Origin of the sequence: Rhizobium tropici CIAT 899, assembly GCF_000330885.1 — a bacterium.
Classification (GTDB): Bacteria; Pseudomonadota; Alphaproteobacteria; order Rhizobiales; family Rhizobiaceae; genus Rhizobium; species Rhizobium tropici.
Map to the genome: position 1 here is coordinate 881,760 of NC_020059.1, position 13,445 is coordinate 895,204.

Below are 13,445 nucleotides of genomic sequence, written 5' to 3' on the forward strand. Positions count from 1 at the left end.
TGGGCGGTTAAGGGGGCTTGAGCCAAAGGTCAAGCGGCAAATCCTGTGGAGGCAGGGCTGGCAACATTGCCATGCCTTTTTATCCCGTTAAAGCGGAAGCGGCTTCGCCCTCCACGCCATCTCCGCGCCCGGATTGGCGTGTTCCGTGACGAAAACCGCTTCTTATGTCCGCGGGATCATGCTTATGGTCCCCTTTACGATTGTCCAGTTCAGAGAGACACATGTCCGCCGATATCCGTTCCCTTGCTGCTACCATCGCCGCCGAGATCAACTCCCGCCCGGATCAGGCCAAGGCCGCCATCGAGCTCCTGGACGAAGGTGCAACGGTGCCCTTCATCGCCCGCTACCGCAAGGAGGTGACCGGTGGCCTCGATGATACCCAGCTTCGTACTCTGTCGGAACGTCTGGTCTATCTGCGTGAGCTGGAAGCCCGTCGCGCCGCAATCATCGAATCCATCAGCAGCCAGGGCAAGATGACCGACGAGCTGATGAGCAAGGTTGCAACCGTCGGCACCAAGGCTGAGCTGGAAGACCTTTATCTGCCCTACAAGCCGAAGCGCCGCACGCGCGCCGAAATTGCCAGGGAACGCGGCCTCGGCCCATTGGCCGACACGATCCTTGCGGATCGCTCCAAAGAGCCCGCGGTTCTCGCCGAAGGCTTTATCACGGCCGATGTGCCTGACGTGAAAACGGCGCTGGAAGGCGCGCGCGACATCATCGCCGAAGGCATTGCCGAAAATGCCGATCTGCTTGGCAAGCTGCGCAATTACATGAAGACCAATGCCACGCTGAAGGCTGCAGTCGTCGACGGCAAGCAGGAGGCAGGCGCCAAATTCTCGGATTATTTTGCCCATCAGGAGCGCTGGGCTACGGCTCCCGGTCATCGCGCGCTTGCCATGCTGCGCGGCTGGAACGAAGAAGTGCTGACGCTGAATATCGAAGTCGATACCGACGCCGTCTCGCCCAACAAGCCGGTCGAGCGCATGATCACTGCGGCCTATGATATCGGCGCAAACCAGCCCGGCGACCGCTGGCTGACGGAGGTCGCGAGCTGGACCTGGCGTGTGAAGCTTTCGATGTCACTGTCGCTCGACCTGATGCGGGAACTGCGCGAACGTGCGGAAGAAGAAGCGATCCATGTTTTCGCCCGCAATCTGAAGGATCTGCTGCTGGCAGCGCCTGCGGGTTCGCGCGCCACCATGGGCCTCGATCCGGGCATCCGCACCGGCGTCAAGGTCGCCGTGGTCGATGGCACGGGCAAGCTCCTGGAGACGACGACGGTCTATCCTTTCCCGCCGAAGAACGACGTGCGCGGCACGCAGGCCGCACTTGCCTCGCTCATCCGCAAGCACAAGGTCGAGCTGATCGCGATCGGCAACGGCACGGGCAGCCGCGAAACCGAGAAGCTTGTGGCCGACATGCTGGCCGAACTGCCGGCGCCGAAGCCGACGAAGGTTATCGTTTCCGAAGCCGGTGCATCGGTTTACTCTGCCTCGGAAACCGCGGCGCTCGAATTTCCCGGCCTCGACGTCTCGTTGCGCGGCGCCGTCTCCATCGCCCGCCGCCTGCAGGATCCGCTGGCCGAGCTGGTAAAGATCGAGCCGAAGTCGATCGGCGTCGGCCAATACCAGCACGATGTCGACCAGCAGAAGCTGTCGCGCTCGCTGGATGCGGTGGTCGAGGATGCGGTGAACGCCGTTGGCGTCGATCTGAACACGGCGTCTGTGCCGCTGCTTGCCCGCGTCTCCGGTCTCGGGCCTTCTATTGCCGAGGCGATCGTTCGGCATCGTGACGGCGAAGGCGCCTTCGAGACCCGGCGCGATCTCCTGAAGGTCGCCCGTCTCGGCCAGCGTACCTTCGAGCAATGCGCCGGCTTCCTGCGCATCCCCAACGGCAAGGAGCCGCTGGACGCTTCCTCCGTGCATCCCGAAGCCTATGGCGTCGCCAAGAAGATCGTTGCCGCCTGCGGCCGCGACCTGCGAACGCTGATGGGCGACACCGCGACGCTGAAGGCGGTCGATCCCCGTCAGTTCATCGACGACAAATTCGGCCTGCCGACCGTGCGTGACATCATCGCCGAACTGGAAAAGCCGGGCCGAGATCCGCGCCCGAGCTTCAAGACCGCGACCTTTGCGGAGGGTGTCAACGAGATCGGTGACCTCAAGCCGGGAATGCTGCTGGAAGGAACCGTCACCAACGTCGCCGCCTTCGGCGCCTTTGTCGATATTGGTGTGCATCAGGACGGTTTGGTGCATGTCTCGCAGCTGGCGGATCGCTTCATCAAGGACCCGCATGAGGTTGTGAAGGCCGGCGACGTCGTCAAGGTCAGGGTCGTGGAAGTCGATGCGAAGCGTAAGCGAATCGGCCTCTCCATGCGCAAAGATGGCAGCACTGTGGCAGCCCCGTCCGGGCGGGACACACGCGAACAGGGTGGTCCTCGCAGCGCTGGCGTTAAGGGAAATGCCCGTCCGAAGGCCGAACAACAGGGTAGTTTTGGGGCAGCGTTGGCGGACGCACTCAAACGAAAATAAGGACTTAGCGGAACTTCGTGCAAGAATGTCACACTCTGGCAGCGTTGTTGTCAGAGTGCCAATGACTGTGGAAAGGTGCGCTTGCCACAATGCTGTGAGGCGTTAAAGTTGCCTTAATGTCATGTCATAACATTCGGGGCGTCCATGGCGTCGACACTCTTTTCTCTCGTCAAGAAAATCATCCGTAAAGGTTCACTCAGGCTTACGCTCGCATCCGGCGAGACCCATATGGTCGGCGACGGAACCGGCGAGACGGTGGCCGTCCGTTTTGCCGATCAGCAGGCTGAAGATGCGGTTGCCCGCGATCCGACGCTCAAGCTTGGCGAAATGTATATGGAGGGCCGCTTCATCCTCGAGCAGGGGGACATCTACGAGTTCCTGTCGCTGGTGAAGCAGAATACCACTAACGAGATTTTCGATTTCCGGATGGCGGCGCTGCTGCTCGGCCGCATCGCCTGGCAGCAGATCAAGAGCCGCTCGCCGATCAATCGCAACAAATACAATGTTGCCCATCACTACGATCTGTCGGCGAAGCTCTTCGATCTCTTCCTCGATGAGGACTGGCAATATTCCTGCGCCTATTTCAATCCGCCGGGCATCAGCCTCTTCGAAGCGCAGGTCGCCAAGAAGCGTCACATCGCCGCCAAGCTGCTGGTCGAGCCCGGCCAGAAGGTGTTGGAGATCGGCTCGGGCTGGGGCGGCATGGCCATGTATCTTGCCGAAGCCTATCCAGGCCTCGACGTGACAGGCATCACGCTCAGCGAAGAGCAGCTGAAGGTATCGCGCGAGCGGGCAGCCAAGCGCGGCCTCTCCGATCGCGTGCGCTTCGAGCTGCAGGACTATCGCTACCTGACGGGCAAGACGTTCGACCGTATCGTCTCGGTCGGCATGTTCGAACATGTCGGCATCGGCGACTACGGCAAGTTCTTCCGCAAGGTTTCTGAACTGCTTGATGATAACGGTGTCATGCTGCTGCACTCCATTGCCCGCCCGAAGCCGAGCTTTGCCACTAACGCCTTCATCGAAAAGTATATTTTCCCCGGCGGCTACATCCCCTCGATCGGCGAGACCACGCCGCCACTGGAAAAGGCAGGTTTGCTCACCAGGGACGTCGAAACCCTGCCGATGCACTACGCCTATACGCTCAGGCATTGGCGCAACCGCTTCGTGGCGCGTAAGGCCGAAGCAGTCGCGCTCTACGACGAGAAGTTCTTCCGCATGTGGGAGTTCTATCTGGCCGGTTCCGAAATGGGCTTCCGCTGGGACGAGCTGTTCATTATGCAGCTCCAGATCACCAAGAACCAGTTCGCCGTACCGGATAATCGCAATTACATCGCGGAGCGCGAGGCGAAACTGAAGGAATTCGAGGCAGGGCGCCCGCCTTTGGAGAAGGTGACGTTCTGAGCCTCTATAGTGGCGCCATTTGACGGGGCCCGGCCGTGGCTTGCCACGGCCGGGCCTTTTTATGCCCGCACGTCGCTACGATCGCTATCTGCCAACATGGACGGTAAAGGTACCGTCTTGCACCGTGCCATCGGTGTTCAGCCCCGTAAGGCGCAGGGTGAACTGGTCGGTGCCCGCAAAACCAGGGTTCGGCGTGTAGTAGACGATATTGCCTTGGACCGTCTTGCCCGAGCATAGGTAGGCAGTGCTGTCTTTCGAAAACTTCGCTGTGACCGGCCCGTGCTCGACGTCAACCTTGCCGTGGGCAGGCTGCTTGATGACGCCCGTATAGGGAAATCCTGCAAAGGTGCAGTCCTGTTTCACAAGCGAAGCAGTCGTCACCTTCGTCTTTTTGCCAGGCGCCGCTCTTCCCGAAAACTGGCTTTGCTTTGCTCCGCCGATCGGAGTGCCGACGCAGCCGGAAAGCGCCATGCCGGCAGTCAGGATCAGACCTAGGGAGATCAGAGATATGCTCTTCATTCGTTTCTCATCTTTTGAAATTGGGGGCTATGAGATGGCGGGCACTTGGCAATTACAGCCATTACCCACGATTGAACATGTATACAGAAATTAAATCAATGCGATAGGCGGCCGCATGTCGAGCGGCGTCCGAATTGAACCAAGATGAATTTGATGTTCTGATCGAATTCGTCGTCTTGTGGTTAAGGGAGCGGTAACGCGATCCGCATAATTTGCAGCAACTCTCGGGTCGTAAGGCCCTTTGTATTGCGTATCATGGAGTTGCAGTGTGTTTGCAAAGTCGCGTTTTCTTTTCATTTTCGGCCTCTCCGTCACTTGTGCCGGCGCTGCCGAGGCTGGCGATGGCCAGCATTTGTGGTCGGGTGACTGGTACTTAAGCGTCGGTGCGGCCGGTTTCTCGGCACCGAAGTTCGAAGGCGGCAAGCACAACAAGCTGCAATGGTCGCCGCTCGTGTCTATCGGCCGGCAAGGCCCGGGCCCGCGCTTTTCCTCGCGCAACGACAATCCGTCCTTTGCCCTGATCGAAAGCGATGCATTCCGCGTCGGCATCGTCGGCAAATTCGTGCCGAGCCGCGACAGCGGCGATGGGCGCGAGCTCAAGGGGCTGAAGAAGGTCAAGTGGGGTGTGGAAGCCGGCGGTTTTGCCGAAGCCTATCCGACAGACTGGTTGCGTGCTCGCGTCGAAGTTCGCCAGGGTATTCGTGCCCATAGCGGCGTCGTCGCCGATGCCGCGGTCGATGCCTTTACCGACATCACGCCGGAGCTGCGCGCCTCCGCCGGTCCGCGCATGACGCTCGCCAGCAGCGATTATTTCGACACCTATTACGGCGTCAATGCGCGCCAATCGGCTGCTTCCGGCCTCAGCGGCTACAAGCCCGGCGGCGGCGTCAAATCCGTCGGCTTCGGCGGCGCCCTGACCTGGAAGGCCTCTCAGAACTGGACCACCAGCACCTTCCTCGAATATACCCGGCTCACCGGCCCTGCCGCCGACAGCAGCCTCGTGCGTGAGCGTGGCGACCGCAACCAGCTGCTGATCGGCGTTTCCGCCAGCTACAAGTTCAATTTCACGATGAACTGAGCAACGGGCGAGGTCATGTCTCGTCATGGCCTCGCCGCTTGACCTCGGGTGCCGGATGTCACTACTACTCGCCTATGCAAAACACAGGCGACATCAACGGGCGCGTCGCTGACGCGCCATCCGGCAACTGGGTCTACCGCGTTCTGCCCCCGACGCTTTGGCCATACGCCCAGCTTGCACGCTGGGACAGGCCGATCGGCTGGCAGCTGCTGATGTGGCCATGCTTCTGGTCCGTGGCACTTGCGGCCAATGCCTCCGTCGCCTCGGGGCAGGGCTCTCCCGGATTCGTGGTGATCTATCACCTCTTCCTCTATTTCGTCGGCGCCGTCGCAATGCGTGGCGCCGGCTGTGCCTATAATGACCTCGTCGACCACGAGATCGACATGTCCGTGGCGCGCACGCGCTCGCGCCCGCTGCCATCGGGCCGCGTAACGCGCCTGCAGGCCAAGGTATTCATCGCATTGCAGGCTCTGGTCGGCCTGCTGGTGCTGCTGCAGTTCAATTGGTTTGCCGTCGCGCTCGGTGTCCTGTCGCTCGGCATCGTTGCGCTCTACCCCTTTGCCAAGCGCTTTACCGACTGGCCGCAATTCTTCCTTGGCCTTGCCTTTTCCTGGGGTGCGCTGATGGGATGGGCGGGTCTCTTCGGCAGCCTGTCGCTTGCCTCGATCGTGCTCTATCTCGCAGCCATCCTCTGGACCATCGGCTACGATACGATTTACGCGCATCAGGACAAGGAGGATGACGAGCTGATCGGCGTGCGCTCGACCGCCCGTCTTTTCGGCGATCAGACGCGCCTCTGGCTGATCGGACTCTATGGCGCGACGCTGCTGCTGCTGCTGCTATCTTTTGCGCTTGTCGGAACAAGCTGGCTCGCTTATCTCGGCCTGGTGGTCGCCGGCGGCATGTTCGCCTATCAGATCGCAGTGCTCGACATCAACGACGGCGAGCAATGCCTGGCCTTGTTCAAATCGAACAATCGGGTCGGGCTGATTATCTTCGCCGGCCTTTTCCTGTCGTTCCTGTTTCTCGCTCCCTGAGGACGAAACGACATCGGCCGCGAGGTTGTTTCCCGCGGCCGATGTCAAGGGTCTTAGTTTCAGGTCGGATCGGCTCAATGCCTTGCGATGATCTCGCGGCCCTGGATCTTCATCTTGATGCCGAGCTTGCCCGTCGTGCGACGCACGAGGAAGCGGGGGCGGCGGTTTGCGAAGTAGGAATGGCGGCGACGCGGCTGGCTGTCCTGCGAGCGGACGCCGCCGAGATGTTCTTCCAGCGGACGGGCAACGCCGTCGGCTTCGATCATCAGCATGGGAATACGGAAGGCTTCCGACCAGGAGCGCCAGTCGGCGGCGATATCGCTCAAGTCATGAGCGACGAGAAGGGGGATGCAGAGATCCGGATCGGAGTGATGCAGTTCCAGCGTGACGGTGACTTCGCCATCGCCATGGTCGATGGCGCGGGCTGCAACACCCTTGAATGCACGCTTGGGCAAGGCGACGGACAGCGGCAGGCCGCTGGACGGCAGGATCTTGCGCAGCACTGCGCCGCGCTCGTCGATCGTAATGGTGACGTCACCCTCGGCACCTCGCATGGCATAGCTGACCTGTTGCGGGAAGCGCGCCGGATCAAGCCGCAGTGTGGTTCCAGCCCAGTCGGGCTTCAGGACGGTATTAGTCATCGATTTCTCTACCCTTGCTTTACCTGAGAGCCGGTTGTTCCGGTCTTCTCTCGGAGAACTTTTGTCCTCTCGTTGTTGGGCAGATTAGGCACCGTCCCTTCCAGACAGCTTAAAAATCGAGGTTAAGAAAACTTTGCGTCCTCAAATGGTTAGCAAAGTTGAATGCATCAGGGTTTCCATAAGGTGAATACAGGGCAGGGTGGTGCATCGATACGGTGCACGCATTGGGTGAGTGCCTGTAAGTCTCGGGTAAGGTTTATATGAAATAATGTCAGCCAGATTCGCCGCTTTTATTAGAGATCTATTGGGATTCTGCTGATGATTTCCACTTATCTTGGTTATACGATCGCAACCAGAGATATGACGACGTCCCTCAATCAGGTGGCGCAGCAGTCGCAAAACAAGCGCTCGATCGACTATTACAATGCCAATATCGGCAAAGTAAAAGACGTCGACAGCTTCCTGAATGACTATCAGTTATACAGTTATGCGATGGAAGCCTACGGGCTTTCCGACATGACCTATGCCAAGGCCTTTATGAAACAGGTCTTGACCAGCGACCTCAGCGACTCCAGCAGTTTCGCCAATAAGCTCACCGATCCGCGCTATAAGGAATTCGCTGCGGCGTTCAATTTCGGCACGAGCGCGACGGGCTCGACGAATACCGCGCAAACCAGCACGCAGGAAGATGACCTCATCGGGCTTTACCAACAGTCGTTTACGAATGAGGAGACGTCGGCGGCGACCGAAACGAGCTATTACAGCCAGAACATCGCCTCGGTTAAGACGGTTGATGACCTGCTCGGCAATACCCGCCTGCGCAATTACGTGCTGCAGGCCTATGGCATCGATCCGACCTATGTATCGAACTCGGCTCTGAAGCAGATGCTGACCAGCGATCCCAGCGATCCGAACAGCTACGTCAATCAGAACGGCAGCGCCGCCGACAAGGCTCTGGTGGCGGAATTCAATTTCAATGCCGACGGCACGGTCAAGACATCGACGCCGGATGGCGACACGGCCTATTACCAGGCCAATATCGGCAACATCACGTCGGTCGACCAGCTGACGTCCAATCCGCAACTGTTCCAATACGTCAAGACGGCTTTCAATATCCCGTCCTACATCACCGCGGATCAGTTCAATGCATCGGCCAAGGATGCCGCTACCGCGAGTTCAAACGGGCTGACCGCCGTCATGGCCGAGTTCAATTTCCAAAGCGACGGCACCGTCGCATCCGGCTCGCAGGCGCAGACGTCCGGCCAGATAAGCGCCACCACGGCCGGCTATACCGCGAACTATCCGGGTGGGCCGCAGACGCTCAGCCAACAGGCCGATGTGATGAGCGCCTATAATTTCACCGTGCCCTCGTTCGTTACGAGCGTCGGCGCGGCCGATAACGATCTCTATTACAAGAATCATATCGGCTCCATTACGTCGGTCGACCAGCTGACATCGGACACGCGTCTCTTCGATTACATCAAGACGGCCTACGGCATCGATCCGACGACGCCTGCCGCCGTCTTCAAGAACGCCTTCGCCGATCCGACGACCGCCGCCATCTTCGGCCTGACTTACGCCGTCTCCCAGTTCAATTTCCAGTCGGACGGGACGCTTGCTTCCGGCCAGACGGCGCAGTCCCAAAGCGAGATCGATGCGGCCTCCAAGGCCTATATGAGCAACTACCTGTCGTCGCAGTCGAACCTGAATACGGATGCGGTCAACAACTACAAGAACCGCATCGCCGACGTGAAGACCATCAAGGATTTCTTTGCGAGCAACACCTCCGACAGCAGCGCCGCCAATGACAGCGCGCCGGAGCTCTATCAGATGGCGCTGCGCGCCTATGGAATCGGTGAAAACGAAGTCACGAAGTCACAGCTGACCAGGATTCTCGAAAGCGATCCCTATGATGCGAAGAGCTACGTCAACTCGCTCAAGGATTCCCGGTTCACCGCGCTTGCCAAGGCGTTCAATTTCGACAGCAAAGGCAATCTGAAAGCGCCGGTGCAGTCCCTGTCGCAGACGCAGATCAACAGCTATATCTCGCAATATTCCAGCCACAGCACGGCGGGACTGTCGGGCGCCGAACTGACCAAGGCCAACAACGACGCCAAGACAGCCGGCACCTATTTCGCCTCCAACATCGTCAAGGTGACCAGCGTCACGGGTCTGCTGGCCGACAGCAAACTTACGAATTTCATCCTGACGGCTAACGGTATCGATCCGAAGACGGTCGATACGGCGACGCTGAAGAAAGCTTTCGCTTCCGATCCGTCCGATGCGAAGAGCTTCATCAATACGGCTGACGGTGCCAAGTTCAAGAGTATCGTCGAGGCGTTCAATTTCGGCACCGACGGCAACCTGACCGACAGCAAGCTCGGCACGGCGCAAAATCAGGGCGCGCTTTCAGCGACCAATGATCTCTTCCTGCATCAGACGCTGGAAGATCAGCAAGGTGACAGCAATCCCGGCGTACGCCTGGCGCTTTATTTCCAGCGCAAGGCGCCTGATATCAATTCGATCTACGACATCATGGGTGATGCCGCCCTTTATGAGGTCGTTACCACCACCTTCAATCTGCCGAGCTCGATCTCCAACATGGACGTCGATACCCAGGCCAAGATGCTCGGCAATTTCATCAATGTGAGCGACCTGCACGATCCCGACAAGCTCAATCGGCTGCTGCAGCGATTCTCGGCCATGTACGACCTGCAGAACAATACGACCTCCTCAACATCCCCTGCGCTTTCGATTCTGACGAGTTCCTCCCCGGGCGTAGGTATCAGCGCCGATACGCTGCTTTCCATCGCGCAGCTGTCCTCATCGCGCTAACGGGCCTGACAAAAAATTTAACCTGTCTCATTGCCGCACTTCCGTGCGGATGAGCTGCGTCATGCCCTTGTTTCCACAGAGATTTCGAGAATATTCGGACATATTTTCCGGGTGCGGAATGGCTGCTTTCCACAAGCGCAGGAAGGAACTTATTAACCATCCCTGCCCTATTCGATTTGAGAAGCCAACGGCAATATCAATGACTGGGTTGCAGGTCTCATGCGTCTTTCCCGAACGACACTTTCCAATGCCTCGCAAGGCGTCCAGCCGGAGGGCGATCTCGACCCGGAGCAGGCGGCCGAAGGGGCGCGCCGTGCCGAGCAGATCGCGGCTCGCCGCGCGTTCCTGGAAGAGAAGATCCGCAACGCCCGCGAAGCCAAGCGCAAGGCTGAAGAGCAGCGTCACGCCGAGGAAAGGCGCCTTGCCGAAGAGGTGAGGAAGCGCACCGCCGCGGCCCCGCCGCCTGTTGTGGAGGCGCTGCAGGCCGCCGCCGTTACCAGCGAGCAGGAAATGCCGATTCTGCCGCAGGGGATCTCCGCGGAAGATCTCGCATCGCCCGGCTGGCAGAATGCCTTCCTGATGGGGCCGAATGTGCGCTTCACCCGCACCCGCGAAAATGAAATTATCAGCCGCCGCCCGCCTGCCGAGCCGAAGGCTGAGATCCGGCCGCAGGCTTCCGCGCACGCCGCGATGCGGGTCATGGAGCCGCCCGCCGTCGAGGCTCCGGTCGCCGCCGTCATTCAGCAGCCGATGCAATCATCAGAGTTTCATCTGCCGGCACTCGAAGACATGCCGCTGGTGGTGGAAGGCTATATTCCGACAGTGATTCAGAATTCCCCGGCAACCGAGCCGGACGCATTGGAGATGACCGTTATCGCTACCGCATTCTCGAAAGCTCCTGCGATCGCGCTGGATGCTTCCCCTGTTCAGTCAACTGTTCCCGAGTCCCTAGCCGCGCCTGTGGTCGAGTCGCGTCTTGTCCATCTTTCCGATTTTGCCTTCTGGGATGCGATGCCGTTCGATGGCGAATTCGTTTCCGCCCTCAAGGGCGAGTCGAAGCAGCCGGCGACGCCCAAGCCGGAGGTCGATGCCGAATCGATCATCGCCAAGTTCCGCGTCGTCGAGTGCCGCCGCCCGGCAGCTGCGGTCGAGCCGCAGCCCGTTGTGGTGCCGTCTCCAGCAGTCGGGATCGCAGCTCACGTCGAAACTGTTTCCAGATTGTCAGCAGCAGATATCAGCACGCCGGCCATGGACGAGCTTGCCGCGCTTGAGGCTGCCGTTCTGGCCGCCGTCGTCGAGGCGGCCGACGTCATCGTCGAAGCACCTGCTGCCGAGCCGCAGACGGTGGTGGCGCTAGCCGAAACATTCGTGCCGCCCGCTTTCGTAACCGCCGTCTATGGTGCCGAAGCTGAAACCCGGCCCGCGCCTGTCATGGTCGTGGCGCCGATGCCGACGAAGGCCACCGCGCCGGCTGCTGCCCAACCGGTCGCCAAGGCTGCGCCGACGATCCCCGCAGTCGAAGCCGCTGCTCAGCGCCTGATCGACGCACCGCCATCGCGGATCTCGCCGCGCCGGCCCGCATCGCTGACGCCGCCTGAATGGCGGCCGATCGCCCGCACCGCTGACGGCGAATACGAGCTGCCGCCGCGCGAACTGCTACAGGAACCTGCCGTTCGTTCCGGCGTGATCATGACGCAGGAAACGCTGGAGCAGAATGCCGGCCTGCTGGAAAGCGTGCTCGAGGATTTCGGTGTCAAGGGCGAGATCATCCATGTCCGCCCCGGCCCCGTTGTCACGCTCTATGAATTCGAGCCGGCGCCCGGCGTCAAATCCTCGCGCGTCATCAACCTCGCAGACGATATCGCCCGCTCGATGTCGGCTCTCTCGGCGCGCGTCGCCGTCGTTCCGGGCCGCAACGTCATCGGGATCGAACTGCCGAACGTCAACCGCGAGACCGTCTATTTCCGCGAGATGATCGATTCGCCCGATTTCGAGAAGAGCGGGTACAAGCTGGCGCTCGGCCTCGGCAAGACCATCGGCGGCGAGCCCGTCATCGCGGAACTCGCGAAGATGCCGCATCTACTCGTCGCCGGTACCACCGGCTCAGGCAAGTCGGTCGCGATCAACACGATGATCCTGTCGCTGCTCTACCGCATGACGCCGGAACAGTGCCGCCTGATCATGGTCGATCCGAAGATGCTGGAACTCTCTGTCTATGACGGTATCCCGCATCTGCTGACCCCTGTCGTCACCGATCCGAAGAAGGCCGTTATGGCGCTGAAATGGGCGGTGCGCGAGATGGAGGATCGCTACAAGAAGATGTCGCGCCTCGGCGTGCGCAATATCGACGGCTACAACAGCCGCGTCGCCTCCGCCAAGGAAAAGGGTGAGACGATCCACGTCATGGTCCAGACCGGCTTCGACAAGGGCACGGGTGCCCCGATCGAAGAGCAACAGGAAATGGACCTGACGCCGATGCCGTATATCGTCGTCATCGTCGACGAAATGGCCGACCTGATGATGGTCGCCGGCAAGGAGATCGAAGGTGCGATCCAGCGTCTGGCGCAGATGGCGCGCGCCGCCGGCATCCATCTGATCATGGCGACGCAGCGTCCTTCGGTCGATGTCATCACCGGCACGATCAAGGCGAACTTCCCGACCCGCATCTCCTTCCAGGTCACGTCGAAGATCGACAGCCGCACCATCCTCGGCGAGCAGGGTGCCGAACAGCTCCTCGGCCAGGGCGACATGCTGCACATGGCCGGCGGCGGCCGCATCTCCCGTGTTCACGGCCCCTTCGTGTCCGACGAGGAAGTCGAGAAGGTCGTGGCGCACCTGAAGCTGCAGGGCCGTCCGGAATATCTCGACACGGTTACCGCCGACGAGGACGAGGAAGACGAGGAAGAAGATACGGCTGTCTTTGACAAGGGCGCGATTGCCTCGGAAGACGGCGACGATCTCTACGAACAGGCGATCAAGGTGGTCATGCGCGACAAGAAGTGCTCGACTTCCTACATCCAGCGCCGCCTCGGCATCGGCTACAACCGCGCTGCCTCGCTCGTCGAGCGCATGGAAAAGGACGGCCTGGTCGGCCCCGCCAACCATGTCGGCAAACGCGAGATCATCACCGGCAACCGCAATGGCGGCGGCAATTCGGGTCAGGAAGACTTCGATTGATTGGGCAGGGGGATGACGCTGGCTGCGGTCGTCGCGGAGAGTGCGCACCCCCCTCTGTCGCTTTCGCGACATCTCCCCCCCATGGAGGAGATTGGTAATCCGCAGCACCTCGTCGCCTCAAACAAACATCTTGCCCGCAGAAACTGAAGCGCAATGACTTGGCGAAGCGTTGCGACATACTCCCAACAATCTCCTCCATATGGGGGAGATGTCACGTAAGTGA

At 60.2% G+C, this 13,445-nt stretch carries 8 protein-coding genes; 6 read left to right on the plus strand and 2 right to left on the minus strand.

Going from position 1 to position 13,445, the window contains the following annotated elements; all coding sequences use genetic code 11:
- Positions 1 to 221: 221 nt before the first annotated feature.
- Together RTCIAT899_RS04260 and RTCIAT899_RS04265 are read left to right on the plus strand one after the other, a co-directional pair.
- The gene (locus RTCIAT899_RS04260; RefSeq protein ID WP_015338998.1) at positions 222 to 2,531 is read left to right on the plus strand and encodes a Tex family protein; all 2,310 of its coding nucleotides are present in this window, start codon (positions 222 to 224) and stop codon (positions 2,529 to 2,531) included.
- 144 nt (positions 2,532 to 2,675) lie between these two features.
- Positions 2,676 to 3,935, plus strand: coding sequence for a cyclopropane fatty acid synthase (locus RTCIAT899_RS04265; RefSeq protein ID WP_015338999.1), 1,260 nt, complete (start codon positions 2,676 to 2,678; stop codon positions 3,933 to 3,935).
- A gap of 84 nt (positions 3,936 to 4,019) precedes the next feature.
- On the opposite strand, the gene RTCIAT899_RS04270 is transcribed toward RTCIAT899_RS04265, so the two are convergent.
- Complete coding sequence (locus RTCIAT899_RS04270) at positions 4,020 to 4,454, minus strand: hypothetical protein (RefSeq protein ID WP_015339000.1); 435 nt, start codon at positions 4,452 to 4,454, stop codon at positions 4,020 to 4,022.
- Between the two features lie 295 nt (positions 4,455 to 4,749).
- On the opposite strand from RTCIAT899_RS04270, the gene RTCIAT899_RS04275 reads away from it, so the two are divergent.
- Both RTCIAT899_RS04275 and ubiA read left to right on the plus strand, forming a co-directional pair.
- The gene (locus RTCIAT899_RS04275; protein WP_376766852.1) at positions 4,750 to 5,532 is read left to right on the plus strand and encodes a MipA/OmpV family protein; all 783 of its coding nucleotides are present in this window, start codon (positions 4,750 to 4,752) and stop codon (positions 5,530 to 5,532) included.
- A 74-nt stretch (positions 5,533 to 5,606) separates the two neighbouring features.
- Entirely contained in the window at positions 5,607 to 6,569 is a 963-nt protein-coding gene (gene ubiA, locus RTCIAT899_RS04280; RefSeq protein ID WP_015339002.1) for a 4-hydroxybenzoate octaprenyltransferase, read from the plus strand.
- 74 nt (positions 6,570 to 6,643) lie between these two features.
- On the opposite strand, the gene RTCIAT899_RS04285 is transcribed toward ubiA, so the two are convergent.
- Entirely contained in the window at positions 6,644 to 7,210 is a 567-nt protein-coding gene (locus RTCIAT899_RS04285) for a DUF6101 family protein (RefSeq protein ID WP_015339003.1), read from the minus strand.
- Between the two features lie 318 nt (positions 7,211 to 7,528).
- Here RTCIAT899_RS04285 and RTCIAT899_RS04290 point away from each other — a divergent pair, with 318 nt between their 5' ends.
- A complete protein-coding gene (locus RTCIAT899_RS04290; protein WP_015339004.1) occupies positions 7,529 to 10,045 on the plus strand; it encodes a DUF1217 domain-containing protein in 2,517 nt (838 codons plus the stop codon).
- Positions 10,046 to 10,264: 219 nt separating this feature from the next.
- Entirely contained in the window at positions 10,265 to 13,222 is a 2,958-nt protein-coding gene (locus tag RTCIAT899_RS04295) for a DNA translocase FtsK (RefSeq protein WP_015339005.1), read from the plus strand.
- Positions 13,223 to 13,445 lie beyond the last annotated feature (223 nt).